Below are 26,835 nucleotides of genomic sequence, written 5' to 3'. Positions count from 1 at the left end.
TCCTCTCTTTTACACGTGTCCAACCGCCGGCCTTCCAGCAGAGGACTGCCCGATGGACGCACTGATCCAAGCCGGCCAGGAAGCGCTTGCCCGCGGCGATTACGCGCACCTGTGCCGGCTGTGGTCTGGCAGCACGGTGTTCAGCCACCTGGAAGACGAGACGATTGCGGCGGTCTTTCAGCAGTGCCGCGCCGCCGCCGAGCGCGGCGAGGGCGCCGAGTGGCCCTGGCTGATGCAATGCTCGATCTATCTCGATTGCAGCGACCAGTTCATCGCCAACCGGGCAACTGCCCTGCACAGCACATGGGAGTGGGCACAGAAAGCGATCGATCTCGCACCAGGCAATGCGTTGGCGCATCGCCTGGCGGGCAGTGCGTGCTACTGGATGGGCGACCACCCGCGCGCCATTGCGGCCTATCGGCAATCGAATGCATTGCAGCCGCAGGTCGACCTGCAGGTGCGCCTGTTCGAGATGGCACGGCGTCCCGACGGCCGCAGCTTTCGGGAGCTGCCACTGGACCTGCGCGACGACGAGGCGAGCAATTACTACCGCGCTGGCGTGACCTTGGGCAAATGGCTGGCCGACATCGATGACGCGGCCGATGCAGCGTACATCGCAGCCATTCAAGTCGCGCTGTACGAGCGCTGCAGTGCCCTGTATGCCCTCTGCCTCGTCCACCACGAAGGCAATTCCTTCAATGCCGACGGCCATACGTTCGCGATGTGCTGCAACAACCTGGGTCAGCTGTATAACGCCCAGGGCAGGCACGAAGACGCCTTGAAACTGATTCAACAGGGCCTGGAGCACAGCGAGTTTCAGTATCTGCGCCAGAACCTGCGCGAGACCTATCGCCACCTCGGCATGGCCAAGGAAGCGGCCGACAGTTCGCTGACGCTGCTGCAGCACTACGACCTGGAACCAGCCCTGTTCTTCGATTGTGCGCAGACGGCCTGCAGCTACCTCAACCGCATCGGCCAGAGCGAGGACGTGTTGCAGATCATCGACGCAGCCGATGAGACCTACCAGTCGTTGCCGAAGGACATGCAGCAAGAGTGCCTGGCCATTTACGCCAAGCTGTCGGTGCATCGGGCACCGGCTGCATCGCAACTCGGCGACACGTCCCCATCGGCGATGGACGAGGAATTGATCGAGAAGGCATTGCAGGACAGTCCGCAGGATCTTGAACTGCGCTTGGCACATTGCAGTCTGCTGGTGAACCGGCAGGCCTATGCACAGGCGCTCGCTTCCTACGGCAGCTTGGTGCACGATGCCGCCGCGGCCCAGAATGCCCGGGTGTTTCGCAATGCACTCGGTGCGCGCGGCTACCTGCTGCTGTATCACTTGAACGACCCGCTGCAGGCGCTGCAGGACTACAACGCCATCGAGCACAGTGGCCATCTGGACTTCTACACCTGCTACTACCAGGCCAACTGCCACTACGTGCTGAAGGATGTGCAGGCCACGCTGGCAGCAGGCCGACGCGCCTCGGAACGGATCACCGATGCGATCACACGCGACGACTCGCAGTCGGTGGCGCAGCTGCACATGATGCTGGCCAACAGCCATTTCGATGCGGGCGACTTTCCTGCCGCAGTCTGCGCCTATGAGGCATCGCTCGCCCATGACGACAGGCCGGATGTGCGCGAGAACTACGTGCTGGCCCAACAACTGGCACAGCCCAAGAAAGGGTGGCTTGCAAGGCTGATGCGCTAGCACGCGGGCCGGCACCGCCTTGCACGACACCACCCAACCCATTCCATCCGCAGGACACGCACCGATGAACGATATGGCCCAGGACTATTCGCAATACAGCCCCAAATGGCAGTTTCGATTCGATTTCTATGACCGCTACGGCGAGCCGAAATCCTCCACCTTCAAAGCAGCGATGCGGTCCAGCACGTTGTCGTTGGGCCAGAAGATCAAGCTCAACATGAATTTCTATGCGTTCTTCTTCGGATTCATCTACTACTTCGTTCTGGGCATGTGGCGCAAGGCGCTGGTCCTGATCGGCGTGTCGTTCGTGGTGGGCTTCATCTGCGCTTTCCTGCCGGAATACGTGCTGCGTGCCTTCAGCTTTGCATATGCCCTATTGGTGGGCATGACCGCCAACTACGGCTACTACCTTCATAAGATCAAGGGCAGTACCAGCTGGAATCCCCTGGAGGGCGTGCGTTGGTAAGCACATGCGCGGCCCCACTCGATCGTCGCTGATAGCGGCGATCAAGAAGCCACACAGCGCGTTACATGACACCTACTGCGGGGGGATTTACCCGGCGATGACCAACATAGATTCTATCTGGCGGAACAAAACAGCACGTGCGATGCGGGAGGCATCGCGTGCCGGCAAGAACAACACGCGTTCCCGGTACCACCCGCGCTGCAATACAGCGTTTTTCCCGTAGTTCGGACTCCTACCAACAATGCGGATGGATGGAACGGGCACAGGTCCTGATCCAGCACTCGAGCGCGCATCCGCCAGGGACCACCTTGCCATGGAAAGCTGAAGGACAGATCACGCGCGACAGGGGGAAGCAGGAGTTCGCAATGGAGTTGCGACAGATGCTCTCGAGAAACGAAGCCCGATCAAGCCCATTATGCAAAGTGTATTACCGCCCGATCGAAGCGGCCATCCGATGGAGTGGCCTGCACCGCCACGAAGCCATGATCCTGGATGTCCTTGGGCATCGACAGACTCCCACCCTCCATGATTTCCCCCGCTGGCCCACGCTGAGTTTGAATGCCGAACGCATCTACGACGGCATCCTCAACGAGGAACTGGCGTATGGATACAACGGCCTGACCGCCCGCCGTGCGACGCCCACAACCGGGGTGCCCTTGCACTTCGATCTGGAAGGCCTGACCGTGCGGCACACTGATCTTCGCCAATGGATGCAGCGCTGCTATCCCGGACAACGGCCGCGCTTTCTCTTCTCCGCAGCGGAGCGTGCCGCCCATCCGATCATCACCGTGGAAGCCGGCCAGGCGATGCTGGCGGAACAGGCCGCAACGCATGCACTTTTGCGCCAGTGCCAACAGCAGACCCGGTCCCTGCAAGCGCGCTATGAGGCGCTACTGTCGCGGCAAGCTGCGGCCCCAGCGCCCCAGTCACCAGCGTCACCGCTCAGTGATCGCGCGGAAACGACCTACCTGAACATCATTGGCGCGCTCATGGACTTGTTGCTGGGCAAGTCCCCCTCGGGAAAACCGTACTCCAACTTCCGCACCCAGGAGGCCGTGATCAGCGCTCTGCTGGCCCACAACGGCGGGTTGATGGGACTGACCGAACGCACGCTGCAAGGCAAATTCGCGCGCGCCAAGCGCCAGATCAACACACGTCAGCCACCACCAGCGCAAGACCGTATGTGCGGTCGGGAAAACCGCATTTGCGGTGTCCAAAGGGACTGAATCGGATTCCACTGGTCACCTGTCCGAACAACGCCAGCGAGCGTCAGGAATGGCCACCATGTCTTTGCAAAACCCATCCCCCGACACGCCCTCCAACCGCCGCATCCTGCGCCGGTCACAGGTCGAAGCCCGGACCGGAATCAAACGGGCGCACATCTACGGCCTGATGAAGGCCAAGAAGTTTCCTCAGCGGGTGCGCCTGGGCGTGCGCGCGGTCGGTTGGTACGAAGCGGAGATCGACCAATGGCTCGCCGACCGGGAGCGCGCATGACGCGCCTTGCCCCCGCGCTTTTGCATGCCGAACGGAGGTCCCGGGCATGAAGGTGGTGTCGATCATCTCGACCAAAGGTGGTGTCGGCAAGACCACGACCGCCGCGAATCTGGGTGGCTTCGCCGCCGATGCCGGCCTGCGAGTGCTGCTGCTCGACCTGGATATCCAACCCACGCTGTCGAGCTACTTCACGCTCACCCATCGCGCGCCGGGCGGCATTTACGAGCTGCTGGCCTGGAACGAGCGCAACCTCGGGCAGCTGGCCTCACGCTCGTCGATCGAGCGGTTGGACATCATCGTGTCCAACGATGGCCAAGGCCAGTTGAACACCTTGCTGCTGCATGCCGCAGACGGGCGGCTTCGACTGCGCAACCTGCTGCCCGCGTTCCAGGAGCAATACGACCTGCTGCTGATCGACACGCAGGGCGCACGCAGCGTGCTGCTGGAGATGGCGGTGCTGGCATCAGACCTGTCCCTCTCCCCGGTCACCCCTGAGATCCTGGCGGCGCGCGAACTGCAGCGCGGCACCCTGCAACTGATGCAGGAGCTCGCTCCATACCAGCGTCTGGGCATCGAGCCGCCGCCCCTACGCCTGCTCATCAATCGCATACACCCGGTCTCTGCGAATGCGCGTCAGATCCAGCAAGCGTTGCGCGAAGTCTTCCAGCAACGCTCCGGCATCCAGATCCTGGAAACGCCGATCCCGGCGATCGAGGCCTATCCACGGGCGGCATTGCGCGGCCTTCCTGTCCACCGCATGGAGTACCGGCGCCCGAACGGTCGCGCCGCACCGGCTGCCCTGGAAAGCCAGTGCGCACTGGCCAGCGAGTTGTTTCCGCAGTGGCGCGAGCGCTTCCTACGGGTCTCCGGGAAATTTCCTTATGTCCTCCCTGCCTGATCTGCGCTCCATGCGGCACGCCTTGCGCCGCTTGATTGCTTTCGCCCAAGCCGAGGGCTGGGAGCTCGTGATTCGCTCGGACGCATCGCGATGCCTGTGCAAGCGCGGCATGCCTTGCATCCATCTGGGCGCGCCCTCCAGCTTCGGCACACTGCCGCGAGTGCGGCAAGGCACCGCAAGCTGCCGGTGTCGCGCCGCGCACGCGCGCAAGACGGGGCCGTGATGGCCACCCGCCAGGACTCAGGCCTTGCCGACCATTTGCTGGCACAGGCATTTCATCGCACGGGACCGGCCACTTCGGAGCTGACCGACCCCATCGCCGACACGCCGATGGTGGTGACGCTGGACCAGTTGCGCCCGTACGACCTGAACCCGCGCGTCACGGTCAATCCGCTCTACCCCGAGATCAAGGCATCCATCCGCGAGCGCGGACTCGATGCGGCGCCCGCGATCACGCGCCGGCCCGGCGAGGCCCACTACACCATCCGCAACGGTGGCAATACGCGGCTGGCGATCCTGCGCGAGCTGTGGGCCGAGACCAAGGACGAACGGTTCTTCCGCATCCCCTGCCTGTTCCGGCCCTGGCCCGCCCGGGGCGAAATCATCGCCCTCACCGGCCACCTGGCCGAGAACGAGCTGCATGGGAGCCTGACCTTCATCGAGCGGGCGCTCGGCGTGGAAAAGGCCCGCGAACTCTACGAACAGGAGAATGGCGGCAAGCCGATGACGCAGGCGGAACTGGCACGGCGCCTGGCGGCCGACGGCTATCCCGTGCCGCAGCCCCACATCAGCCGCATGCGCGATGCCGTGCAATACCTGCTGCCCGCGATTCCCTCGGTCCTCTACGCCGGCCTGGGGCGCCACCAGGTCGAGCGGCTGTCACTGCTGCGCAAGGCCGGCGAGCACGCCTGGGCGCAGCGTACGGCGGCGCAGGCGCCGACGATGGACTTCGCGGACCTGTTCCAGGAGGTGCTTTCGGGATTCGATGCAATGCCCGATGGGTTTTCCTACGAGCGCGTGCAGGACGAGTTGATCGGGCAGATGGCGCAGTGGCTGGAGGCGGACTACGACACGCTGGCCCTGGACATCGCCGGTGTGGAAAGCCGCCAGCGGGCCCTGCTGAGTGTGCCGCCCCCATTACAGAGCCCGGACGGCGGCCCAGCGCCTGCACCGCAGGCAGCGGCTACCCCACGCACCGAGACACGCGGTGAAACGCCCCCTGCAGCGCCCCGCGCGCCGTCCGATCCCACCCCGCGCGCCGCCGGCGCACGGGATGCGGAGCATGCCGCCCCCGCCTCGCCCCGCGACACGCCGGATCCGATGGGGGCGCGCGTGCAGGAGCACGTCGTCTCCCCTGCCGCGAGCACCGAGCGCCTGCAATCCCTGCAAAAGCTGGTGGCCGACCACCACGGCGAAGCATCGCCCTCCTTCGCCGACAACGTCGTGCAGGCGATTCCCGTGCAGGCCGGCGGCCTGTACCCGATCTCGGACGTCTGGCACATCGACCCCGGACTGGACACCCCCGATCGCCTGCGCGTGCACATCGCACAGTTCGCGCGCGAGATCGCTGCCGAAGGCGGTGCGGCCGACCGCATCGCCGCCACCGAGTACGCACTGGGGTTCGCATGCGACGAAGACCCCGCTGCGGTGGCGCCCCTGGCCCACGCCATGCTCGCGCTGCTGCATGCGCTGGAGGTGGGTTACACAGGACCAGCAGCCCCTGCCGCGCCTTGCACGCTGGCCGAGGCACTGACGCCCCTGCTGCGCCACCACGGCACCACGCCGCGGCTCAGCGACAGCGGCCTGGTGAAGCTGTTTCGCTTGCTGCGGCTGGCACGCCGGCTGGCCGAAGCAGAGGCCGGCGCCGACGCCACGCCCACCTGACCGGCCTGCTGCCATGACCGTACCCCACCCGCTCAACCAGGCCGTGATCGCCCAGGCATTGCACGACCTGCGCAACGGCCAGTTGCGCCGCGCCCGCTCCATGGGCTTCGGCGATGCCGAGCTGGCCGCGCTCAAGCGGCCCGACCTGGTGAGTGTGCTGCTCAACGCGTCGGTGTCGTGGTGTTCGGTCACGGTCAACCGCGAAGTCGTACGGCGATTGCTCGGCCAGGTGCAGGACGTGGAGCGCGAGATCTCCACGGTGGACCGCATGCTGCGCCTGGGCGCGAGCACGGAGATGGTCAGCACCTTCTACGGCCTGTCGCACCAGGAAGTGGCACTGCGCCGCGAGATCCTCGGGCTGCCCAAACGCAAGGGACGCCACCCCGTGCTGAGCGAGGCGCAGGATGCCGACCTGTGGGCCCGCTGGCGCACCGCTGCACGCGAGCGTGGCGTCGCGCTCGAAGACGACATGGCGATGCTCGATCTGGCGATGGACCTGGCCCAGGACATGGCCCTCCCGCTGTCGGTCGTGTGGGCCGCGATACAGGGCTGGATCGCGCAAGGACTGGTGTAGGGCCATGGCGACGTCGGGGACGCCCCGGCCGGCCGGTCCGCGCTCGCTCTCGGCCGTGCTCGATGACGCCTGGCGGCAGGTCCAGGCCGGTGCACCTGATGCAGCCCTGCCACCCCCTCCCGCCGCGCCGTCCGCACCCGCGTTTCAGGACGGATTCCTCTACAGCGGCAACCGCCAGGAGAGCGTCCCCCGCGCGCTCTTCCTGGACCGACGGCTCACGCCGCTGGAGCGCAATGCGTGGCAGGTGTTCCGGTTGCAGTTGCAAGGCGATGGACTCACCGCATTGCCCACCTACGAGCAGCTGCGCCCTTACCTGTCGGCCATGCCCTGCGGACCCAAGGCCTCGACCGAAACCGTCGCGCGCGCGCTCACGCTGCTGCGGCTCACGCGCTGGCTGAGCCTGGTGCGCCGCCGACGCGACCCGCGCACCGGGCGCATCCTGGGCAACCTGTACGTGCTTCATGACGAACCGCTCACGCCGTTCGAGGCGATGCAACTGGACGCCGGCTACCTTGGCCTCGTCAGCCAGGCCCTGACGCACGCCAGCAAGGCCGTGCAGCAGGTCGGCCTGCACACGCTGCAGGAAATCGCCGAGGACCCGTTGCTCAACGGACGCGTGCTGCCCACGCGGCTGCAAGTGCTTGCCGATCGGCTGGCGTGTGGCGGGATGGACGCCTTGCACGGCACAGAAACTTGTCCACAGGAGGCGCCCTCCCACGAATCCGAAGGCGGTGTCGACGGCCGCCTTCGGATGGCCGATGCCCCGGCTTCGGATTCCGAAGCCGGTCGCCAAACCGCGTCGCAGGCCCCCCTTCGGAATCCGAAGCAGGACCGTACCGTACGTAGTAGTTCTCTATCAGAAATACGTACGGTACCGCGGGTGCAGGCGCGCACTGACCTGCGCCTGCCCGCGTTGTTTCTCCGCTTGAAGGACGAGCAGCAAGCCGGTGCTTTGGTCGCGTTGGAGCAAGTGCCGGCGGCACAGCGCCAGGCGGTGGTCGACGAGTGGGCGGCGCGCTGCCGGGACAGTGCGGTGCGCAACCCGGCGGGCTACCTGTTCGGCATCATCCAGAAAGCCCTTCGCGGCGAATTCAACGCCTGGGCCGGTGCCAGGGGCGGCACCGACGGCGGCGCGCCTGCGACCGCGCCACCACCACCCCCACCAGCGGCACCACCGCCCCCTGCTGCTCCCAGGCCTGCGAGCCGCGAGGTGGTGCAGGCCCATCTGGACCGGCTGCGGGCCATTCTGCGCGGCCCCTGAGCGGAACGCCATGGCGCTTGGCAGCACCAGACCCAGGGTATCAACGGAACACGCGGCCTTCCCCCGGCACAGGGCGATCGGGAGGCCCCACGGGGCATCGCGCACGCCCCCTCCGAGGCCAGCAGACATACCTGGCGGTCCATGGCACTAGACCCAGGGTATAGGCGGAACACGCGGCCTTCCCTGGCACCCCGCACCGACGAACGCACCAGGGCGAATCCCGCGCATTCGCACGCGCCAGCGATCGGCGCCAGCCCACACCAAACAGGCAGTCATGGGCTGCGTTTTGTTCACGGACAGCCTTCCCTGCCTGCGACGACGCTGGCGGCTCGTACATCCCCCAGCGAGTTGTCCCATGGCCGAAACTCCCACTGCCCCCGCACTGCAGCTCAATCTCGGATCGCTGCGCAGCGCAATGTCGCTGACGCTGCACACCCACCATGCGTCCCGCATCTGGCATGGCCGCGCCGCCGCCGAGGGACGGCCCGGCATCGTCGGCCTCAACGGCTACATCGCCGTCATGAACAAGATGAAGCGCGGCGCGGAGCAGGACGATCCGTACTCGGACTGGTGGATGCTGCGCATCGAGGAGAAGCTCGCGCAGACGGACACCGCCCTGCGGCAACTGCGCGAACAGGTGGACGCCGCCCTCGCCGACGTACCGCCCGCCCTGTCGCTGGGCGACAACCTCAACGTGCAGCCCATCCGGCTGCCCCTGTTCGTCAACGCGCAACTCGGCTTCATGGCGGTGTACCTGCTGGCCGACTACGACGAACTGGCGCGCAAGCTGATCCTGGCGCACCACACGGCGCTCATCGACCGCTCGACCCTGGAGCGTTGGCTCAACGAGGGCGCCCATGCCCTGCGCAGCCTGTTCTCCTTGGCACAGCAATACCGCTATTCCGGCTGCACGCGCGACGACTTCGCCGCCAAGAACGCCGCTGCCCGCGCGGCGCTGGAGAAGTTCGGCGAGTTGCCGCACGAAGTGCTCGAAGGCACGCGCCGCTCGCGCTACGCGCCACCGATCGTGCGGCGCTCGGCACTGGCGGCGACCGCGCGCAGGAGCGGCAGCAGTGATGGCGACGGCGGCGGCGACGGCGCGTTCGCCAGGGAGGGCGATGCTCTCGCCATGCCAGACGCCGCCGAAGGCAGCCCATCGGCCGTACCGGACGGCGAGGATGTCGGGGGCACACCGGCATGAACCACGCATCACCCACCAGCACACCGGGCCGCCGCTTCGTGCCGCTGGAACAGGCGGACTTCCGCAATCTGCGACAGGCCGCCTCTCTAAAAGGCCTTTTACAGCCTTTTAAAGGTAAGGGACCTTTGGCGCACTGGGCCAGCGAATGCCACGCGCTGCGGGACGATCTCGCCACCTTGGCGCAGCAGCGCGTGCTGGCGCAGGCAAGCCGGTACCCCTTCCTGCTGCTGCCGGTCCAGATGGCCCAGCAGACCACTGGCGCAGGCACGCGGTTTCTGCGCTGGCGCAGCCACGATCGCTCGGCGATGGGCGTGGCGCTGTGGCACGACCTGATGGAGAACCCGGCAACGCCGGACAGCCTGGTTGACGACCTCTACGCGATGGAGGTGGAGCGCGTGGTGCTCAACATGCAGGTGAGCCTGCTGCACACGCTGGGGCGCCAGGCCCTCGATTGCGCCGCCAAACTGGAGCAAGCCCACGCCTGCCATCTGCGCCGCAAGGGCCTGCCTCTCCACACCGCAGATCCTGCGCCATGAACGCAGCGGCGGCCTGCACGAGGACACACCGCCGCGGCGGGAACCTGCGCCAGACCGGACGCTGGATCGATTCGCGACACCTGTATCGGCGCCTGCCATGCAGTCCTTTCAACCCACCTGGAGACTGATCCCATGAGCACGTATTTCAGCGGCGAAGGCAACATCGGCTCGCCCCCGGAGTTCGACGAGTATCCCAACGGCAACGACGAGCCGCGCCGCGTCCTGCGCCTGAACGTGTATTTCGACAATCCCGTTCCCAACAAGGACGGCTCGTTCGATGATCGCGGCGGGTACTGGGCGCCGGTGGAGTGGTGGCACCGCGATGCCGAGCACTGGGCCACGCTCTTCGCCAAAGGCATGCGCGTGATGGTCCGCGGCCGCCAGGAGCGCGACGACTGGACCGACAGCGACAACCAGCCGCGGACCACGTACCGGATCAACGCGCGCAGCGTCGGCATCCTGCCCTACCGCCTGGAGTCCGTGGCACTCAGCCCGAAGCCGGGCACCGCCGGCGATTGAGCCATGCGCAACGCCACACCGCGGTCGACACCTGCGAATGCGCTGCCTCGAAGGCGGCGCAACGCGGTGACCGCGGCGCGCGCGTTGTTGGCTGTGGTGCGCACGCAAGCCCGGAATGCTGATGGCCATTCGATGACCGTCACGTACCTTCGGGAGGCACCATGCGCGTGGTTCTGTGCGAGAAGCCGTCCCAAGGCAAGGACATCGCCAAGGCCCTGGGCGCACACCAGCGCGAGGCGGGCTGCTACGGCGGCCCGGGCATCAAGGTCACCTGGGGCATCGGCCACCTGATCGAGGCGGCGCCCCCGGAGGTCTACGGCGAGCAGTACCGGCGCTGGGCGCTGGAGACGCTGCCCATCCTTCCCCAGCACTGGCAGTGGGTCGTCAAGACCCAGACCGCCGTGCAATTCAAAGTCGTCCGGCAACTGTTGGCACAGGCCACCGAACTGGTGATCGCCACCGATGCGGACCGCGAGGGCGAGATGATCGCCCGCGAGCTGATCGACTACTGCGGCTACCGCGGCCCGATCCAGCGGCTGTGGCTGTCGGCGCTCAACGATGCATCGATCCGCAAGGCGCTGGGTGCGCTGAAGGCCTCGCACGAGACGCTGCCGCTCTACCACTGCGCGCTCGCGCGCTCCCGTGCCGATTGGTTGATCGGCATGAACCTCAGTCGCCTGTTCACCCTGCTCGGCCGGCAGGCCGGCTACGACGGCGTGCTGTCCGTCGGGCGCGTGCAGACCCCCACGCTCAAGCTGGTGGTCGACCGCGATCGGGCGATTGCCGCATTCGTGCCCGTGCCGTTCTGGTCCATCGAGGTCTCGCTCTCCGCGAGCGGAAAGACGTTCATGACGCGCTGGACGCCGCCGGCGGGGTGCACCGACGACGCAGGCCGGTGCCTGCAGCCCGCAGTGGCGCGGCATGCGGCCGACCGCATCCGCGCCACGGGAGCGGCCCAGGTGGTCGGCATCGACACCGAGCGCGTGCAGGAGGGACCGCCGCTGCCATTCGATTTGAGCACGCTGCAGGAAGTTTGCTCCCGGCGCCTCGGACTGGACGTGCAGGAAACCCTCGACATCGCGCAAGCGCTCTACGAAACGCACAAGGCCACGACGTACCCGCGCACCGACTCGGGCTACCTGCCCGACAGCATGCTCGCCGAGGTGCCCCTGGTTCTCGACAGCCTGGTCAAGACCGATCCCAGCCTGCGCCCGCTCATCGCCCAGCTCGACCCCACCCAGCGCTCGCGCGCATGGAACGACGCCAAGATCACGGCGCATCCCGGCATCATTCCCACGTTGGACCCGGCCGACCTGTCCGCCATGGATGAGAAGGAGCTCGCCGTCTACCGGCTGATCCGCGCGCACTATCTCGCCCAGTTCCTTCCCCACCACACATTCGATCGCACCACTGCGCAGTTCACCAGCGGCGACCAGGCACTGCAGGCGATTGGCAAACAGATCGTCGTGCCGGGCTGGCATCTCGCTTTCGCGGCACCGCCCTCCCTGCCGGAGGATGCCGACGCCGAGACGGATGGCGCGGGGCCGCGCGAGCAGGTCTTGCCGGTGCTGCGCGAAGGCTCGGCGTGCCGGGTCGAGGCCCTCGATCTGAAATCGCTCAAGACCCTGCCCCCCAGGCCCTACACGCAAGGCGAACTGGTCAAGGCGATGAAGACCGTCGCCAAGCTGGTCACGGACTCGCGACTGAAGCAAAAGCTCAAGGAAACGACCGGCATCGGCACCGAAGCGACGCGCGCCAACATCATCAGCGGCCTGCTCGGCCGCGGTTACCTGCTCAAGAAAGGACGCGCGGTCCGCGCCTCCGACACCGCCATGACGCTCATCGATGCGGTGCCGGCGGCGATCGCCGACCCGGGCACGACCGCGATCTGGGAGCAGGCGCTGGACATGATTGAAGCAGGCCAGATGGGCCTGGACACGTTCGTCGAAAAGCAGTCCGCCTGGGTCGCGCAGTTGGTGCAGCAATACCGCGGCACAACGCTGGACATCCGCATTCCCCAGGGTCCCCACTGCCCGCTGTGTGGCGCGGCCACGCGCCAGCGCAGCGGCAAGACCGGCGCTTTCTGGTCTTGCTCGCGCTATCCCGACTGCAAGGGCACGCTCCCCATCAGCCCTGCCAAGACCCGCCGCGCCAGCAGCGGCAAAGCCGGCACAGAACGCACCCCGCGCCGGCGCTCCCACTAGCCTCCCGACAGGCCCTTCCACCCGATCGCATCGCCCTCCGCGCCGATGCGTTGTCCTCGCGCCCCGCGAGGCACCCAGCACGCTTTAAGCCTTCTGCAACGTGTGCCCGTCGGCACCGGCGTTCGCGCACCGGCCGGCGTGAAGGCGCCTTCCTGCCCAGCCCGCGCCAGCGGGACGACCTCATCGCGTGTTCCCGTTGTTCCGGCGGGTCCCCCGGCGCCTTGCAATGCGAGCCGCCCGGAGACCCGCTGGGTCGACGGCAGTCGATGCCGGCGCCTACCGGCGAAACAACAGGTGCCCTTTGTGCGCGGATGCGTGCCAGGGATTGTCGGCCCCAGCCACGACACGGGCCGGGTAGAGGCTGCGACAGCGGACGGTTCCACCGACGACCGCGTGCTGCGCCAGCTCAACGGGTGGTCGCTTCCTCGCGAGCCGGAGACCCACGGTCTCCGGCGTCTTTCTCCTGACTTTCCCCCAACACGAACAGGAGACTCCCATGAACCCCCACCCCCCAACCACCACCGCATTGGCGTACGGCAGCGTGTGCAGCGGCATCGAGGCGGTCAGCCTCGCCTGGGAACCGCTCGGCCTGGTGCCGGCATGGTTTGCCGAGACCGATCCGTTTGCCAGCGCGGTGCTCGCCCACCGCCACCCCCGCGTGCCGAACCTCGGCGACATGACACAACTGGCGCATCGCATCCGCGCCCGCGCCATTGCCGCGCCCGACATCCTGGTGGGCGGCACGCCCTGCCAGTCCTTCAGCGTCGCCGGCGCCCGCCAGGGGCTCGCCGACCCCCGCGGCGCCCTCACCCTGGCCTACGTGGAGATCGCCAATGCCATCGACCAAGTCCGCACCCGTGCCCGCCGCCCGCCGGCCACGCTTGTCTGGGAAAACGTCCCGGGCGTCCTCAGCGACCGCGGCAATGCCTTTGGCTGCCTGCTGGGCGCACTGGCCGGCGAAGACCGTGCGCTCGAACCGCCAGGGCCCCGGTGGACGAACGCAGGTGGTGTGTCTGGACCGCGCCGGCGCATCGCCTGGCGCGTGCTCGACGCCCAATATTTCGGCGTCGCCCAGCGCCGCTGGCGTGTGTTTCTTGTGGCAAGTGGTGGAGACCACATCGATCCCGCCGAAATACTATTTGAGCGCGAAGGCCTGCGCGGGGATCCTTCGCCGGGCTGCGCACCGTGGCAAGACGCTGCCGGCGCTGCTGGACCACGCCCTGCGCGCGCAGGCGGCCCGACAGGGCTGAAGTCGCCCTACGGCCAAGTCACCGTGTCGCTCGGCTTCGGCAAAGGCCAGGGGCCCGCCGATGTCGCGGCCTGCCTCATGGCCGCCGGTCCCCGGCATGACCTGTGCACCGAGACGGTTCTCGTGCAGTCGGTGGCCGGACGCATCAGCCACACGCTGGACACGGCCAACGGCGGCAAGGGGTGCGGCGAGGATGGCACCGGCAAAGGTGTCCCGATCATCGCCTTCACCGCACAAGGATGCGGTGCCGATGCAGCACTGGGACTGTCGCCGACGCTCCGCGCCGGAGGGCATCACGCAAGCCACGCCAATGCGGGGGTGGTACCGGCCATCGCCTTCGCGCAGAACTCCCGCGGCGAACTGCGCTTGGAGTCCGGCCACGGCCAGATTGCCGGCACGCTGTCCACCGGCGGCGGCAAGCCCGGCCAGGGCCGGCCCATGGTGTTGAGCATGGCCTTGCGAAGCCGGGACGGCGGCGCCGCAGGCGATCCAGCACCGCTTTCGCTGCGCACCAGCGAAGGCGAAGGCGAAGGCAAAGGCGATGGCCTTGGCCGCGCGCCGGTACCCGGCTATGAAGCGCAGTTCCTCTGCGAGGCACCAACCGCCGGCTTGCATGGCCTGCGCTGGCGAGTGCGCCGGCTGATGCCCTGGGAATGCGAGCGCCTGCAGGGCATGCCAGACGACTACACGCAGGTGCCCTACCGGGGCAAGCCGGCGGCCGACGCGCCGCGCTACAAGGCCATCGGCAATTCGATGGCCGTGCCCTGCGTGGCGTGGCTGGGCTCTCGCCTGAAACGGTGCCTGGACAACGGGACACCGGACGCTGCGGATTGAGGCACGCCTGCGGGCGCCGGCCAGGCGATGCTGGTTACCGCATGCGCTGAAGCCATCAGCCACTGCCAGCAGCCCCGGTCGTCCAGGCTGCGACGCGGAACCTTCCGCGACGACCACCCTCGTCCGCTTCGCATCGTGCCGCGGACGCGCACCCCTCCCGGGTGTCGATGCTCTCCCTCCATCGGGCACTTCCGCCCCTTTCTCCAACGGCAAACGCCCCACCGACGCGGCCTCGCGCCGACGCCTTGGCGTGCGCCTTCGTGCGCGATCCGCACCCCTCATTCCAAGGAGTCCTCCATGCACACCATCCGCCTTCAAACCAACCAGCACCGGTTGATCGCCAACCTGCGCCACGCCTTCAATCAACGCTCGATGCTCGGCGAGCTCCTGCAGAACGCCCGCCGCGCGCGAGCCAGCGAGATCCGGATCACCGTCGATCAGAGCAGCCTGACCATCCACGACAACGGCAGCGGCATTGCCGACCTGCAATCGCTGATCTTCATCGCCGAATCCGGCTGGGAAGAGCCACTGAAATCCAACGAGAACGCATTCGGAATGGGGGCGCTCTCCACGCTGTACTTCGCCGAGCACCTGAGCGTGCATTCGCGCGACGGCATGTTCAACGCGCGAACAGCGGACATCCTCGCGGGGGCGCCGATCGCCATCGTGCCAACGAACGCCTATCTGCAAGGCACCGTGATTCGCCTCGACGGCATCCAGCCGCCGCACCCCAGCGACCGGCTTCACGACTGGGTGGCATGGGAGCTCAAACGCCTGTGCGAAGCCTTCCCGGTGCCGGTGTGGCTCAACGACACCGAAATCCCCCGCCCGCTCGCGTCTGCGTCGCTGGATTGGCGGCAGACGTCCATGGGAAAAATCTTGATCGATCTCACCGGTGCCCGAACGCAGTGGCGATGCTTCCTGCAAGGCCTGCCCATCGAGACCGGGGCGAACCACAGCCTTCACCAAGTCGTGCTGCTGCCCGACGACACGCTCGCCAAGCTGCCGGACCGGCAGCATCTGCTCAACGCAACCCAGGATTGCCGACGCATCCAGGCGGCGGTCGACCAGGCCTATCGTCAGGCACTGATGGACAAGAAGGCCGCACTGGCGGAAAGCGAGTTCGTCGAGCACTACGCCCATGTGTGCCTGCAGTCGTCCAATGCCGACCTGCTCAACGACCTGTCGTTCGTGCCCCGCGGGTGGTTTCGGGACTGGCAACAAGAGCCCGCAGGGTTTCGTCATTACTGGGAGCGCCGCGAAGCCGAGGGTGTCGTCTCTCGCACGGTGCTGCAGGAACTGGGCGTCTGGCAGATCGATGCCGACCAATGCGACGGGCTCACGGCCGAGGTCTATCTGGAAGCGGCCCAGGCGTTCCTGCTGGAAGCATCCGGCCTGGACAACGGGCACTGGGTCCATTCACTGGTCCGAGCCATCCGCCCGGAGCAGGTCCGAGTCGATGCGGATGCAGTCCTGCATCGGGATGCCAGCCCCTGGCTGGCCGACGGCGAAGTCGAACTGGCGCTCGTCGACACGCTGCAGATCCGCCTGGAAGGGGAATCGGGCTACGCCGTGCCAGCCATCCGCAAGGACGGCACGCTCTACCTCACGGCACAGGCATCGGATGCGACCCGGCTGGTCAGCGATTACGTCTTCGAGGATCGCTACGAGGAGGACCGCGAGGATGAAGACGCAAAGACCCTGCGCACCTTCATCGCGGTGGGTTGCTCGTCTGCGCCGGATCGCGTCGTTGATGCCCTGCTGCCCGACGTGCTGCGCTACAGCGCGCAGCCGAAGCTGGCGGGCGCCACGGTCCGACTGGTCTTCGATGCGGCCGGAAAGCTCCAAGCGGTGACCGCATGACCCCATCCGCCGCGGTGCCGGCCCCTCGCCCGCACCGCCATCCCCTCCAAAGCGTCCCGTGCTCCCAAGCGATCGGCGCGAACCCGAAAGCGGTCGCGCGCACGTCCACTTCACAGGAGAACCCTCCATGCCCCTTCACCAGCAACCCTTGCAGGGTGTAAGGCATCACCTTACACTTCAACAACCGTGATCCGGTCCATCCGGCACAAGGGACTGCGGGCACTGCACCAGCGTGGCGACACGGCCGGCGTTCGCGCCGACCATGTCGCCCGCCTGCGGCGCCTGCTGGCTTCCCTGGACGTGGCCCAGGTCCCGGCCGACATGGACCGTCCCGGCAACCGGCTGCATCCCTTGAAGGGGAAGCTGGCCGGCCACTGGTCGGTCAGCGTGTCCGGCAACTGGCGCGTCACTTTTCGCTTCGACGGCTCCGACGTGGAGCTGGTCGATTACCTCGACTATCACTGAGCAGGAGGCCTCCATGGCTATGCACAATCCTCCCCACCCGGGTGAAGCGTTGCGCGAGGACGTGCTCCCCGCGGCCCAGCTGTCGGTGTCGGGCCTCGCCCGGCACATCGGCTACTCCCGCGGGCAACTGTCCACGGTGCTGAACGGCCGGGCGGCCATCAGCGCCGACCTCGCCCACCGGCTCGAACTGGCGGGCCTGGGCAGTGCCCGGCAATACCTGGCCGAACAGGCGGCCTACGACCTGTGGCAGGCAGAACACCGCGAGCATCCCCGCATTGCACGCCTGCAACTGGCCTGATTTCTCAACCTCCGTTCCATCCCCTTCCCCATGGCCCCGCATTCCGATGCGGGGCTTTTTTTTGCCTCGGCAATCCGGACGGCGCGGGATTCCGATTTCCGGCCGACGCGGCCAGGCGCGCGCGCGAAGCTGGCTGCATGTGTCGCTGACGTCGTCAGCACCATGCCAGCAGCCAGGGTCCCCGAGGCTGCCGCGGGAGTTTCTCCCGCGCGATCCGCCCGTCCGCTATCGCATCGAGTCCGCGGACACGCGTCCTGATGACGCCGATGCCGATTCATCCACCGCCTGCGGGAGCTGCCATCCCGTCAGGGATTGCTCGATCTCGCTTCTTCCAGGAGTTCGCCCATGTCCCACCTGCCCCACCTGCCCCAGCCAACCCGCGCTGATACCCCGTCCCAGCCAACGCGTTTCGGCTGCCTCGCCCTCGCTTACGCCGGCAAGTACATCGGCACGCGCGACGCAGAAGGTCCCGTCTCGCGCGAGACCAACCAGTACTTCCGCAGCGAAGCCGCCGCCCAGCAGGCGCTGGCGCGCGGTGGCTGGTCCCAGTTGCCCACCCCGTGATCCATCGAAGGAGCTTTCATGCACCCGCTTCTCCCACCGGAAGTCGTCGAACAGATCGAACGTGAGGAACGGCATTTCGCCGCGGCACCCGATGCGTTTTTTCAAGCCTGGAAGCGAGGCGTGGAAATCGCTGGACCCGAGTGGTTCGGCGACGGCACGCACGAAGGCCTGCAGCGCGCCCGCATCAAGTGGGACCTGCGCCCGAACTTGCTGCGGCTTGGCGACGCCCTCGGCGTGCTGAGCAGCGGCCAGCGCATGTTCCTCTCGGCCATGGTCAGCTTCTACAACGCCCGCGAAGGCGCAGCCATGCTGCGCCGCTGCGGCTTCGAGGGCCTCGCCGACCTGGGCGGCCTCGATCTGCAGCGGCGCCAGGTCATCGCCGATCTGGTGCTGAACTACAGCGGCTGGTAGGCCTGCCCGGGCTGCTGCCGCACTGTTTTCTGCTGCCCCCACGAGCGCCATGTGTCCCGTCTGGGGCCATGGCCCTCTTTTTTCGAGTGCCCCCTTCACCTCCTGACCGACGCCTGACAGCGCCGGTCGTTTCCTTGCGGATGCCATGTCCGCAAGGGCCGGCTCCGCGTCCAACACCAGGAGCCAACCCATGGCAGACAACCACTACGAGGCCACTGGCGTCCTCGTTCTCGAGCGGGTGACCCCGGTCATCCGCGCACTGTTCGGCGGATTCCAACTGGATGCCGACTACCCCGGCAATGGCGAGGCCTACATCGCCCTCGTTGGCAACGCCCCTCCGAGCTGGGACGACCTCCGCGAGGAACTGGTCGAACTGGCCAAGCCCTTGGGCTTCACACCCTCCGTCGCGGCCACCCCGCCGGTCGGCGAAGTGCTGCAGGTGCTTGCCCAGCACTTCGGCGCAGACGGCAACGTGGCATTGATGTCCCTGATCGGGCGGGACCGGTTCGAGGATGCCGCCGATCTCCATGTGCTGTTCCTGCTCGCCACGTGCTTCGATGACGGGCACCACCTGCGCGAGATCCGCTTCGAGGGCTGCAGGCACTGCGACAAGCCGCTTCTGTTCGAGTTCTGGGGCGCAGGCCACTACCTGAGCCGCGAATTCGAGGCCCACAGCGCCTCCGGCCATGCCCTGCAACTGGGCCCCCTGATCCGGGAGGCTTTATCCAGCGGCGACTTCGACCAGGGCGCCACCGTCATCGCGCGCGAGACGGACCGACTGCTGGCCGGCATCCGCAATGCCGCCCATCGCAGGCAACTGCAACGCCGTGTCGTCTGGCATCTGATCGAAGGCCTTTGCACTGACGGGGAGCCGTGATCCCGAAAGGCCGCGCCTCCGATTCGCCAGCGGCATTTCCCCAGCAGCCATGACCTATCCAGGCTGCGGTGCGGTTCGCCGCACAGGTCATTCCTCTTCGGACGCGTCGTGCGTCCTTCCACGCCAACCCACAAGGGATCTTCCTCCCTTGCGGGCGGAAGTCCCTTGGATTTCTCAAGGAGTCTTCCATGGATACCCAAGCCCTCCGCGCACAGATGCCGACACTGGTCTGCGGCCACGTGCCCTCCAACGTCCACCGCTTCAAGTTCCAGGTCTTCGACGGCGAACCCAAGGTCTCGATCCTGGGCATTCCCGTCGATCCGAAGCCCTTCGACGGCAAGGTCATTGCCAGGACCGACGAAGCGATCGTCATCAAGACGGGCCGAGCCGAGTTCGCGGTGCTCGACCGGGCGCTGGTGACCGAAGTTCCAGATGAAGGCGCCAAGGTGCACGTGGAGCCCTATGCCAGGCGCCGCTTCGATGGCCTTCGGGCGGACACGCCCGAAAAGCAGGTCGAACGGACGGTCGACGGTCTCACCTATTCGGTACACACCACGGTGTTGGGCTCCGCGCCTGCCAAGCTGCCCATCCCGAAGCCCCGCTGTCCCGAACTGGCCGCGCTGATCGAACAGCTGGAGCAGTTGCCGGCACCCGACGGTTTTCGTCGCATCACGCACATGCTGGTCGATGCGGGCGCGCGGGATTTCACCTGGGTGGATCCGACGCCCGCCAACATCATCCAAACGCCGCCGGCCATCGGCTTCACTGTCTCCACGGGCAAGTTCGCCGGCGACGTCCGCGTGCTGTACGACCGCGGCGCGGATCAGTACGTGATCGAACTGCACCGCGGCGGCGAGTGCATTGACCGCATCGAGGACGTGTTCTTCGACGACCTTGGCCGGGTTTTGGAGGGGCTGATCGACGACGGCAGCTGGCGCCGCATCCGCGTGCAGCGCGTGCCGTGATCGCACCCGTCTGGCGATAACACCTGCCTCGCTCCTCGCCCACCCGGCGAGGAGCCTTCCTTCATTTTTTCAGGATGTACTGGCTTGCCGAGCGCGGCGAGCGACGGCCCGATGGCCACCAGAAGCGGATCGCCTATGCGGTCGGCTGCAACCCCGATGTCGATCCCTTCGATCACTGGTGGGAACGGGCGCGCGCCGAACTGGGCGGCGACGACTTCGGGGAATACCTCGATCCGTCCGAAGGCGTGCTGGCGCGCATTCTGGCCAGCGAAGACGATCTGGAGCTGCCGGCCACATCGACCCACCTGTCTCTGCAGGCCGTGCCGCCCGCAGCGATCGACCATTGACCGGCCCCCTTCTCCCCTTCACCAGCCCCCGCCACGCGGGGGCTTTTCTTTTCCGGCAATGCGGTCGGATGACAGGCCCCCTTGTCGGTAGCGCACCGGCCCAGGACAAACGACGCTTCGCGCATGCCTGCCGACCGATGTCGGTGACATGCCAGGCAACCTCCGGTCTTCGAGGTTGCGCGCAGCCCATCCGCTGCGTGACCGGACCAGTTCGCACCGCATCCCTCGTGCGAACGACCACCGGCTTGCCCGGTGGTGGATGCAGATCGCCTTATCAACCTACCGCGGGGTTACGCACTCTCCCCGCAGCGTGGGGTCGGTGTGTCTCCGCTTTCTTCCCCTGGAGATTCACCATGAACACCCCATCCCACACGAAGTCGTACTTCGACCTCCACACCTCGGGCATCGGCTATGTGCAGCGGGCCCGCGAAGTTCCCGTCAAGGGGGGCCGGCGTGCACAGCCCTTCTTGGCGTGCACGATCGCCGCGCTGGTCGGTCCTGCGAAGGATCCGAGCTACCGGTATTTCGATGTCAAGGTCTCGGGTGCCGAGGCCAAGAAGCTGGTCGAGCGCTACATCGGTGTCGACGATCCCCGGCAGCGTCCGCTGGTCCGTTTCCGGATCGGCGACCTGTGGGGCGATCCGTACATCCGTCCGAGCGGTGAACGCAAGGGCGAAGCCGCCGCGAGCATCAAGGGCCGGCTGCTGAAAGCCGAACCGATCGAGCGCACCGAACTGGCAACGGTCGATGTGCACGAACTGATCACCCGGGGCATCGGTTACCTCAACCGTCCGAAGGAAGTCACTCCGAAGGATCGCGATGCGTTCCTCTCGTGCTCCATTGCCGCGTTGGCGGGTCCCGTCGATGAACCGGAATACCGCTACATCGACGCGATCGTCGAAACCGTCGATGCCCAGCACCTGGTGCGGCGTTGCGTGCAGGCCATCGAGGCCGAGCGCAAGGTACTGATCGCCTTCCGTCTGAACGACATGAAGATCGATCCTTACATCCGCACCCGGGGCGAGCATGCGGGCGAAGCAGCTGCGAGCCTGGAGTCCAAGCTGATCCACGTCGGCATGATCAAGATCGACGGCCAGAAGGTCTATCCCGAGGTCCCCGTGACCAACGAGGCGCCAGCGGCGCAGGACGACAGCGCCTGCGCCGCCGCCGGCCCTGCCGACGATGAAGCCGGCGTCCCGCCGTCCGAGTCCGCCGAGCGCGAGACCGAAGAACACGAGTCGGCCCTGGCCGCCTCGTGCTGAACCGACAGGGCCCCATCACCGGGGCCCTGCCTTTCCTCCCCAGCAGCCCATGCAGCTCCTTCCCCGGAGGTGCATGCGTTTGCACGTTCCATCCCACGCATCCCGCACGGCCATCCCGCGGCTGGCGGGCTGCTGCATTGTTCAAGGAGAACGGACATGTCTCTTGCCACCCGCTTTTCGCACCACTCCCCCGTGCTGCGCGCGGACCGTCCGCTGTCGGACGACCAGATCCGCACCGTTGCGCCCTCCATCTTCGCCGATGAACCCCACGGCAGCCGGTCCCACCGATACGCCTACATTCCGACCGCGACCGTGCTCTCCAAACTCCGTGCTGAAGGCTTCGAGCCTTTCATGGTGTGCCAGACGCGGGTCCGCAAGGAGGATCGGCGCGAATTCACCAAGCACCTGATCCGCATGCGCCACGCGAGCCAGATCAACGGCGCCGAGGCCCAGGAGATCATCCTCGTCAACAGCCACGACGGCACCAGCAGCTACCAGATGCTCGCCGGCATGTACCGGTTCGTCTGCCACAACGGCCTGGTCTGCGGCGACACCGCCGCAGACATCCGCGTGCCTCACAAGGGCGACGTGTCGGGCCAGGTGATCGAAGGCGCCTTCAAGGTGCTCGACGGCTTCGACACCGTGCGGGAATCCCGCGACGCCATGCGCGCCCTCACCCTCAACGAGGGCGAGGCGCAGGTGTTCGCGCGCTCCGCACTGGCGCTCAAGTACGACGATCCGGACAAGCCTGCACCGGTCGCGGAAAGTCAGTTGCTCTCGCCGCGCCGCTTCGACGATCGGCGGCCAGACCTGTGGTCCGTCTTCAACCGGGTCCAGGAAAACCTGGTCAAAGGTGGTCTGTCCGCGCGAACGGCCAATGGCCGTCGCCAGCGCACGCGAGAGGTACGAGGAATCGATCAGAACCTGCGCCTGAACCGCGCGCTGTGGATGCTGGCCGATGGCCTGCGCCAACTCAAGGCCTAGCGCCGCACGGACCTCGCCCCTCGCGGGCGGGTCCGCTTCTTCCGCTTTGAACGGGCGCCATCCGGCTCCCATCACTTTTTCCGAGGAGACATCCCATGGTGGCCACCAACCAACCGCCGTTGTCCACGACACCCCACATCGTTACCGGCCAGCTGACGCTGCGCACCATCCGTGGCCGCAACGGCCCGTTCAACGTCGGTCGGCTCGTCACGCCGATTGGCGAGTTCGCCGTGAAGGACGCGGAACTGGAGCAGTACCCCGAAGGCAAGTACGAAGGGAGCTTCGCCATCCGCTACATCTATCCCAAGGCGTATCCCACCGCCGGCGGCATGCGCTTCGAAATCCGGGCCAACCTCGACGGGATGACCCTCTCGGGCCTGGACCAGTTGAGCCGCGACGAAGTCCGCAGCTTTGCGCCGCAGGACGTCGATCCGCTGGACGAGGACCTGGGTGCACCGGCCACTGCCACACCGGCACCGGTCCCCGAGCCAAGTCCCGCGTCCAAGCCCGCACCCGTGCGGACATCGAAAGATCCGCTGATCGATACCACGCCGTTCGGCATGGACGCGCCATCCACTGCCGCGGCTGACACCACTACCGCCGGTAGTGCCGACAGTGAGGACGCTGCGTTGTTCGGTGTGCTGTGGCCCCTGGGCGAGTTCGTCAAGCTGGACTCGACCATCGACCGTCGCACGCTGCGCATGCAGATCGCACGCCTGGGCTCGCTGGGCTATGCGCTGGATTTCAGGTCACAGGAATGGAAACGCCAGCCGGAACCCCAGGCGGCGTAAGTCTCTGCACCGCATCCGCGGTGATTCATCCACCCGCTGGAGCGCCTTCCCGCGCGGAAGGGAGGCTCTGGCCTCTTTCTGGAGTTCTTCACCATGTCAACGATCGACTGCAGTACTCAATCACATCCCATTGGTCACACGCCCGACGCGTTCGATGAACCCGCGTGGCGCACGGTCTGCGAGGCACTCGCCGCGCAAGCCAACAAGGGTTGCGGCCTGTCTCACGACTACTACGTCGAACGCTTCAGTTCGGCGATCGATGCGCAAGCCGGTCGATTGCCCGAAGACCAGCGCGCACAGGCTCTGAAAATCGCACGGGAATGGGACTACGCAACACCGGCCGAACGGCAGGAATCCCAGGACTGGAATGCGGATAACGGCTATTGCTCGCACGGCATCGAACTGGGTTGCTGTCCCGCCGGTTGCGGTTCGTACTGAGGACTGGCACTTCGCTCCATCGCCGCACACGCGGCGCTTTCAGCACCCGCCGGGGTTCTTCCCCGCGGGGGAGACCTCCGGCTCTTCTATCTCAGGAGGCCTCCCATGGGCTGGCATTTCTCTCCCCAATCGCGGTCAGAACTGATCGCGCAACTGATCGCTCCGCAGGAGACCGAGCGCGCCAGCGTGAAGGTCATCGCCCACGCGCTGCGCGGCAATGTCCTCTGGTCCGTCGCGGAAGTGACCGCCAAGACCGAAGGCGTACATCGGGACCTCGCACCGGGCCAGTCCCTGCGCACCATCCGTTGCGATTTGATGGAGCGCAGCGGCGACCAATGGGGCTACAAGCCCTTGGACGAGTCCATGCACCCGTACTACTACTCGTGCCCGCTCTCCTACCTCGACCTCGCGCCAGAGCAGTCCGCCGACTGGCGTGCAGGCGTTCGCGCCTACCACGCGCGGCGTCGCACACCCACGATGGCCGCGGCATCCACCACGGTGCTGACGGCTTGAGCGAAGGAGCCGACATGGACCCGATCCTGGCGGCGCTTTCGCCCTCGCTGTTGTCACTCGTTGAAGGGAGTTTGTCCAACGACGAAGTGTCCTGCGATGCAGAAATGCGGGCGCACTTCATCGGCAACGGCCTGACCGAGGAACAGGCACGGCAGGCACTGACCTACCGCGACCAGTACCTCCACTACATCTACCTGGAGGGTTTCACGCCGATCACCTCGGCAGACCAGGCGCTTCACTTCAACCCGCACACCCGGCAGTTCACGCCGGGCTGAGCGGCTTTTTTTCCACCCCCTGGGGCAGTACTTGCCCCGGCGGGCGGTGCTGCCCCCTTCATCCGAGGACACCACCATGCCCGCAAACCGACCCTCCACTCCGCCCCTCTACCGCATCGACGAATGCGCCGACCTGATGGTCGATGCCTGCGTCTGCGGCGCACAGGGCGAACTCGTCTTCCTGTCCGTCTGGGCACGCGACACCGCCATCCAGGAGTTTCTGGCGCGCCTGACATTGCCAGGCGACGCACAGGGCCTGGACCAGTTCCACTTGGTCACCGGCGAAGGCGCTGCGCTTCCCGTGTTCGTCGGCAACGTCGAGCAATTGGAAAAGCGCACGACGCGCGCCTTCCGCCGCACCCTGTTCGGCTCCATGGTCCACCTGTGGCTGTTCGATCGCCGCTGCGTGCAGCCCGATAAAGCGAACGCCAGCGCGCTCGCCCTGATTCCCAAGGCCGACGCCGCGTCCACCGAACGGTTGTGGACGCTGGTGCAGCAGACCTGTCCGCTGCCCCTGCTCGACCACTGGCGCGACACCGTGCTGGAACTGCTGTCCACCCAGGCGATGCTGAGCCGCCTTCCGATGGCGCTCGGGCCGCTCGAAGGCCATCGGCTGGCCCTGGATGTGCCCGTGCTCGCCCGAGCATTGGGTGAGTTGATCCGCCGCGATGTTCTCCGCGCCTGCGCGCAAGACGCCCTCCCGGCGGAGCCGCTTCGGCGGCGCGCCTGACGCCCTCGATGGGCCTGCAACGCTGGCCCTTCCTCCTTTTTTCTCCCCGCAACAGGAGCATTCCATGGCACTCATGTTTCCGCGCCTCGCGCGCAATTTCATCAAGGCGGGCTACTTCCCGACCGACGAACCGACCCTGGAGCGGGTGCTGTCCGCCCTCGCACCCGCCAGCGGTCCGATGTGCATCCTCGATCCCTGCGCCGGCGAAGGCGTGGCGATCGCCGAGGCGGCCCACGCCCTCGGGCGCGAGCAGGTCACCGCGTATGCCGTCGAATACGACGGCGAGCGCGCGGCCCACGCGCGTTCGCTGGTGGACCACTGCCTGCACGGCGACCTCATGGACACGATGATCTCCCGCCAGGCCTTCGGCCTGCTCTGGCTCAATCCGCCCTACGGCGACCTGTCCCGGGACGCCAACGGCAACATCGGCTACCAGGGCCAAGGCCGTGCGCGGCTGGAAAAGCTTTTCTACCAGCGCTGCCTGCCGCTGCTGCCGTACGGCGGCGTGCTCGTCTTCATCGTGCCCAGCTACGTGCTCGATGCCGAACTGGTCGGATGGCTCACGCGCCACTTCGATGGCCTGCGGGTCTACCGAGCGGTGGAGACGCAGTTCCGCCAGGTGGTGGTCTTCGGTCGCCGGGTCCGCCAGCGCGACCAGGCGTCGGACGAAGCGAAAGCCGCGCGCGGCCTGCTGCTGCAGGTCGGGCATGGCGACGTGGAAGCCGACGCATTGCCGACCGAATGGCCGTTCCTGCCGTACACCGTGCCTGCCAGCCCGGCGCCGCCGGAGCATTTCTACCGCGTGACGATGGAGCCGGCGCAGTTCGCCGAGGAAGTCGGCCGGCTGCAAGGGCTGTGGCCTTCGGTACAGACGCACCTGGGCGCCGCCCAGCAGGCCTTGCGCCCACCGGCGCGGGCCTTGTCCTCCTGGCATCTCGCCTTGGCGCTCGCAGCCGGTGCGGTCTCTGGCGTGGTCACCTCCAAGACCGGCCGCGTATTGGCCGTCAAGGGCGACACGCACAAGGAGAAAACGCTCGCCAGGCAGTACACCGAGCGGGACGACGGCTCCGTCGCAGAGACCCGCATCCTCACCGACAAGTTCGTGCCGGTCATCCGCGCGTGGGACTTGACGCCGTCCTCCCCGACCCGGGGCGAGGTGTTGACCATTCGCTGACGTTCGATCCCATCGGCGGCCTCGCCGCCTCTTTCCAACCC

Annotated in this window: 29 protein-coding genes; all 29 read left to right on the top strand. The window is 66.8% G+C overall.

Going from position 1 to position 26,835, the window contains the following annotated elements; translation table 11 throughout:
• Positions 1-52 precede the first annotated feature (52 nt).
• The 29 genes from LL962_RS05110 to LL962_RS04970 all read left to right on the top strand — a co-directional run bounded on the left by LL962_RS05110 (position 53) and on the right by LL962_RS04970 (position 26,794).
• Complete coding sequence (locus tag LL962_RS05110; RefSeq protein WP_228316146.1) at positions 53-1,714, top strand: tetratricopeptide repeat protein; 1,662 nt, start codon at positions 53-55, stop codon at positions 1,712-1,714.
• Between the two features lie 64 nt (positions 1,715-1,778).
• On the top strand, positions 1,779-2,180 hold the full coding sequence (locus tag LL962_RS05105; RefSeq protein WP_228316145.1) for a DUF2628 domain-containing protein: 402 nt from the start codon (positions 1,779-1,781) through the stop codon (positions 2,178-2,180).
• Between the two features lie 365 nt (positions 2,181-2,545).
• Complete coding sequence (locus LL962_RS05100; protein WP_228316144.1) at positions 2,546-3,406, top strand: hypothetical protein; 861 nt, start codon at positions 2,546-2,548, stop codon at positions 3,404-3,406.
• A gap of 58 nt (positions 3,407-3,464) precedes the next feature.
• A complete protein-coding gene (locus LL962_RS05095) occupies positions 3,465-3,677 on the top strand; it encodes an AlpA family transcriptional regulator (RefSeq protein WP_092741013.1) in 213 nt (70 codons plus the stop codon).
• A gap of 46 nt (positions 3,678-3,723) precedes the next feature.
• Positions 3,724-4,575 carry a ParA family protein gene (locus LL962_RS05090; RefSeq protein ID WP_228316143.1) on the top strand — a complete coding sequence of 284 codons (852 nt, stop codon included), beginning with the start codon at positions 3,724-3,726 and terminating at the stop codon, positions 4,573-4,575.
• Between the two features lie 222 nt (positions 4,576-4,797).
• Complete coding sequence (locus LL962_RS05085) at positions 4,798-6,459, top strand: ParB family protein (protein ID WP_228316220.1); 1,662 nt, start codon at positions 4,798-4,800, stop codon at positions 6,457-6,459.
• Between the two features lie 13 nt (positions 6,460-6,472).
• Positions 6,473-7,033, top strand: coding sequence for a DUF2857 domain-containing protein (locus LL962_RS05080; RefSeq protein WP_228316142.1), 561 nt, complete (start codon positions 6,473-6,475; stop codon positions 7,031-7,033).
• Between the two features lie 4 nt (positions 7,034-7,037).
• The gene (locus tag LL962_RS05075; RefSeq protein ID WP_228316141.1) at positions 7,038-8,294 is read left to right on the top strand and encodes an STY4528 family pathogenicity island replication protein; all 1,257 of its coding nucleotides are present in this window, start codon (positions 7,038-7,040) and stop codon (positions 8,292-8,294) included.
• Positions 8,295-8,649: 355 nt separating this feature from the next.
• Positions 8,650-9,495 carry a PFL_4669 family integrating conjugative element protein gene (locus LL962_RS05070; RefSeq protein ID WP_228316219.1) on the top strand — a complete coding sequence of 282 codons (846 nt, stop codon included), beginning with the start codon at positions 8,650-8,652 and terminating at the stop codon, positions 9,493-9,495.
• Positions 9,492-10,031: a DUF3158 family protein gene (locus LL962_RS05065; RefSeq protein ID WP_228316140.1), complete on the top strand. Its 540-nt coding sequence runs from the start codon at positions 9,492-9,494 to the stop codon at positions 10,029-10,031. The genes LL962_RS05070 and LL962_RS05065 overlap by 4 nt, the downstream gene beginning before the upstream one ends.
• Positions 10,032-10,163: 132 nt before the next feature.
• Positions 10,164-10,550, top strand: a complete 387-nt coding sequence (locus LL962_RS05060; RefSeq protein ID WP_228316139.1) for a single-stranded DNA-binding protein — start codon at positions 10,164-10,166, stop codon at positions 10,548-10,550.
• A 161-nt stretch (positions 10,551-10,711) separates the two neighbouring features.
• Positions 10,712-12,754 carry a DNA topoisomerase III gene (locus LL962_RS05055; RefSeq protein ID WP_228316138.1) on the top strand — a complete coding sequence of 681 codons (2,043 nt, stop codon included), beginning with the start codon at positions 10,712-10,714 and terminating at the stop codon, positions 12,752-12,754.
• Between the two features lie 496 nt (positions 12,755-13,250).
• On the top strand, positions 13,251-14,837 hold the full coding sequence (locus LL962_RS05050; protein WP_228316137.1) for a DNA cytosine methyltransferase: 1,587 nt from the start codon (positions 13,251-13,253) through the stop codon (positions 14,835-14,837).
• A 297-nt stretch (positions 14,838-15,134) separates the two neighbouring features.
• The gene (locus LL962_RS05045; RefSeq protein WP_228316136.1) at positions 15,135-16,700 is read left to right on the top strand and encodes an ATP-binding protein; all 1,566 of its coding nucleotides are present in this window, start codon (positions 15,135-15,137) and stop codon (positions 16,698-16,700) included.
• 186 nt (positions 16,701-16,886) lie between these two features.
• The gene (locus tag LL962_RS05040; RefSeq protein WP_228316135.1) at positions 16,887-17,165 is read left to right on the top strand and encodes a type II toxin-antitoxin system RelE/ParE family toxin; all 279 of its coding nucleotides are present in this window, start codon (positions 16,887-16,889) and stop codon (positions 17,163-17,165) included.
• 13 nt (positions 17,166-17,178) lie between these two features.
• A complete protein-coding gene (locus LL962_RS05035; protein WP_228316134.1) occupies positions 17,179-17,463 on the top strand; it encodes a HigA family addiction module antitoxin in 285 nt (94 codons plus the stop codon).
• Between the two features lie 345 nt (positions 17,464-17,808).
• The gene (locus LL962_RS05030; protein WP_228316133.1) at positions 17,809-18,027 is read left to right on the top strand and encodes a hypothetical protein; all 219 of its coding nucleotides are present in this window, start codon (positions 17,809-17,811) and stop codon (positions 18,025-18,027) included.
• Positions 18,028-18,045: 18 nt separating this feature from the next.
• The gene (locus tag LL962_RS05025; RefSeq protein WP_228316132.1) at positions 18,046-18,438 is read left to right on the top strand and encodes a hypothetical protein; all 393 of its coding nucleotides are present in this window, start codon (positions 18,046-18,048) and stop codon (positions 18,436-18,438) included.
• A gap of 190 nt (positions 18,439-18,628) precedes the next feature.
• Positions 18,629-19,315, top strand: a complete 687-nt coding sequence (locus LL962_RS05020) for a hypothetical protein (RefSeq protein WP_228316131.1) — start codon at positions 18,629-18,631, stop codon at positions 19,313-19,315.
• A gap of 188 nt (positions 19,316-19,503) precedes the next feature.
• On the top strand, positions 19,504-20,280 hold the full coding sequence (locus LL962_RS05015) for a GTPase (RefSeq protein ID WP_228316130.1): 777 nt from the start codon (positions 19,504-19,506) through the stop codon (positions 20,278-20,280).
• A 74-nt stretch (positions 20,281-20,354) separates the two neighbouring features.
• A complete protein-coding gene (locus tag LL962_RS05010) occupies positions 20,355-20,627 on the top strand; it encodes a DUF3085 domain-containing protein (RefSeq protein WP_228316129.1) in 273 nt (90 codons plus the stop codon).
• Positions 20,628-20,980: 353 nt separating this feature from the next.
• The gene (locus tag LL962_RS05005) at positions 20,981-21,889 is read left to right on the top strand and encodes a DUF3577 domain-containing protein (RefSeq protein WP_228316128.1); all 909 of its coding nucleotides are present in this window, start codon (positions 20,981-20,983) and stop codon (positions 21,887-21,889) included.
• A gap of 156 nt (positions 21,890-22,045) precedes the next feature.
• On the top strand, positions 22,046-22,873 hold the full coding sequence (locus LL962_RS05000; protein WP_228316127.1) for a DUF932 domain-containing protein: 828 nt from the start codon (positions 22,046-22,048) through the stop codon (positions 22,871-22,873).
• Positions 22,874-22,968: 95 nt separating this feature from the next.
• Positions 22,969-23,664 carry a DUF3275 family protein gene (locus LL962_RS04995; protein WP_228316126.1) on the top strand — a complete coding sequence of 232 codons (696 nt, stop codon included), beginning with the start codon at positions 22,969-22,971 and terminating at the stop codon, positions 23,662-23,664.
• 93 nt (positions 23,665-23,757) lie between these two features.
• Positions 23,758-24,102 (top strand): hypothetical protein, encoded by a 345-nt coding sequence (locus LL962_RS04990; protein ID WP_228316125.1) that lies wholly within the window; start codon positions 23,758-23,760, stop codon positions 24,100-24,102.
• 105 nt (positions 24,103-24,207) lie between these two features.
• Complete coding sequence (locus LL962_RS04985) at positions 24,208-24,615, top strand: hypothetical protein (RefSeq protein WP_228316124.1); 408 nt, start codon at positions 24,208-24,210, stop codon at positions 24,613-24,615.
• Between the two features lie 14 nt (positions 24,616-24,629).
• Positions 24,630-24,890 (top strand): hypothetical protein, encoded by a 261-nt coding sequence (locus LL962_RS04980; protein WP_228316123.1) that lies wholly within the window; start codon positions 24,630-24,632, stop codon positions 24,888-24,890.
• A 76-nt stretch (positions 24,891-24,966) separates the two neighbouring features.
• The gene (locus LL962_RS04975; protein ID WP_228316122.1) at positions 24,967-25,620 is read left to right on the top strand and encodes a hypothetical protein; all 654 of its coding nucleotides are present in this window, start codon (positions 24,967-24,969) and stop codon (positions 25,618-25,620) included.
• A gap of 64 nt (positions 25,621-25,684) precedes the next feature.
• Entirely contained in the window at positions 25,685-26,794 is a 1,110-nt protein-coding gene (locus LL962_RS04970) for a DUF6094 domain-containing protein (protein ID WP_441004858.1), read from the top strand.
• Positions 26,795-26,835: the final 41 nt, after the last annotated feature.

The sequence above is a fragment of the Xanthomonas sp. NCPPB 1067 genome, assembly GCF_020783795.1.
Classification (GTDB): domain Bacteria; phylum Pseudomonadota; class Gammaproteobacteria; order Xanthomonadales; family Xanthomonadaceae; genus Xanthomonas; species Xanthomonas melonis.
This window is presented reverse-complemented; position numbering and strand designations above follow the sequence as displayed.

What these genes read in the sequence shown, in the direction of transcription:
- LL962_RS05110 (WP_228316146.1), top strand. Translation starts at nt 53, where the DNA reads ATGGACGCACTGATCCAAGCCGGCCAGGAAGCGCTTGCCCGCGGCGAT.
- LL962_RS05105 (WP_228316145.1), top strand. Translation starts at nt 1,779, where the DNA reads ATGAACGATATGGCCCAGGACTATTCGCAATACAGCCCCAAATGGCAG.
- LL962_RS05100 (WP_228316144.1), top strand. Translation starts at nt 2,546, where the DNA reads ATGGAGTTGCGACAGATGCTCTCGAGAAACGAAGCCCGATCAAGCCCA.
- LL962_RS05095 (WP_092741013.1), top strand. Translation starts at nt 3,465, where the DNA reads ATGTCTTTGCAAAACCCATCCCCCGACACGCCCTCCAACCGCCGCATC.
- LL962_RS05090 (WP_228316143.1), top strand. Translation starts at nt 3,724, where the DNA reads ATGAAGGTGGTGTCGATCATCTCGACCAAAGGTGGTGTCGGCAAGACC.
- LL962_RS05085 (WP_228316220.1), top strand. Translation starts at nt 4,798, where the DNA reads ATGGCCACCCGCCAGGACTCAGGCCTTGCCGACCATTTGCTGGCACAG.
- LL962_RS05080 (WP_228316142.1), top strand. Translation starts at nt 6,473, where the DNA reads ATGACCGTACCCCACCCGCTCAACCAGGCCGTGATCGCCCAGGCATTG.
- LL962_RS05075 (WP_228316141.1), top strand. Translation starts at nt 7,038, where the DNA reads ATGGCGACGTCGGGGACGCCCCGGCCGGCCGGTCCGCGCTCGCTCTCG.
- LL962_RS05070 (WP_228316219.1), top strand. Translation starts at nt 8,650, where the DNA reads ATGGCCGAAACTCCCACTGCCCCCGCACTGCAGCTCAATCTCGGATCG.
- LL962_RS05065 (WP_228316140.1), top strand. Translation starts at nt 9,492, where the DNA reads ATGAACCACGCATCACCCACCAGCACACCGGGCCGCCGCTTCGTGCCG.
- LL962_RS05060 (WP_228316139.1), top strand. Translation starts at nt 10,164, where the DNA reads ATGAGCACGTATTTCAGCGGCGAAGGCAACATCGGCTCGCCCCCGGAG.
- LL962_RS05055 (WP_228316138.1), top strand. Translation starts at nt 10,712, where the DNA reads ATGCGCGTGGTTCTGTGCGAGAAGCCGTCCCAAGGCAAGGACATCGCC.
- LL962_RS05050 (WP_228316137.1), top strand. Translation starts at nt 13,251, where the DNA reads ATGAACCCCCACCCCCCAACCACCACCGCATTGGCGTACGGCAGCGTG.
- LL962_RS05045 (WP_228316136.1), top strand. Translation starts at nt 15,135, where the DNA reads ATGCACACCATCCGCCTTCAAACCAACCAGCACCGGTTGATCGCCAAC.
- LL962_RS05035 (WP_228316134.1), top strand. Translation starts at nt 17,179, where the DNA reads ATGGCTATGCACAATCCTCCCCACCCGGGTGAAGCGTTGCGCGAGGAC.
- LL962_RS05030 (WP_228316133.1), top strand. Translation starts at nt 17,809, where the DNA reads ATGTCCCACCTGCCCCACCTGCCCCAGCCAACCCGCGCTGATACCCCG.
- LL962_RS05025 (WP_228316132.1), top strand. Translation starts at nt 18,046, where the DNA reads ATGCACCCGCTTCTCCCACCGGAAGTCGTCGAACAGATCGAACGTGAG.
- LL962_RS05020 (WP_228316131.1), top strand. Translation starts at nt 18,629, where the DNA reads ATGGCAGACAACCACTACGAGGCCACTGGCGTCCTCGTTCTCGAGCGG.
- LL962_RS05015 (WP_228316130.1), top strand. Translation starts at nt 19,504, where the DNA reads ATGGATACCCAAGCCCTCCGCGCACAGATGCCGACACTGGTCTGCGGC.
- LL962_RS05010 (WP_228316129.1), top strand. Translation starts at nt 20,355, where the DNA reads ATGTACTGGCTTGCCGAGCGCGGCGAGCGACGGCCCGATGGCCACCAG.
- LL962_RS05005 (WP_228316128.1), top strand. Translation starts at nt 20,981, where the DNA reads ATGAACACCCCATCCCACACGAAGTCGTACTTCGACCTCCACACCTCG.
- LL962_RS05000 (WP_228316127.1), top strand. Translation starts at nt 22,046, where the DNA reads ATGTCTCTTGCCACCCGCTTTTCGCACCACTCCCCCGTGCTGCGCGCG.
- LL962_RS04995 (WP_228316126.1), top strand. Translation starts at nt 22,969, where the DNA reads ATGGTGGCCACCAACCAACCGCCGTTGTCCACGACACCCCACATCGTT.
- LL962_RS04990 (WP_228316125.1), top strand. Translation starts at nt 23,758, where the DNA reads ATGTCAACGATCGACTGCAGTACTCAATCACATCCCATTGGTCACACG.
- LL962_RS04985 (WP_228316124.1), top strand. Translation starts at nt 24,208, where the DNA reads ATGGGCTGGCATTTCTCTCCCCAATCGCGGTCAGAACTGATCGCGCAA.
- LL962_RS04980 (WP_228316123.1), top strand. Translation starts at nt 24,630, where the DNA reads ATGGACCCGATCCTGGCGGCGCTTTCGCCCTCGCTGTTGTCACTCGTT.
- LL962_RS04975 (WP_228316122.1), top strand. Translation starts at nt 24,967, where the DNA reads ATGCCCGCAAACCGACCCTCCACTCCGCCCCTCTACCGCATCGACGAA.
- LL962_RS04970 (WP_441004858.1), top strand. Translation starts at nt 25,685, where the DNA reads ATGGCACTCATGTTTCCGCGCCTCGCGCGCAATTTCATCAAGGCGGGC.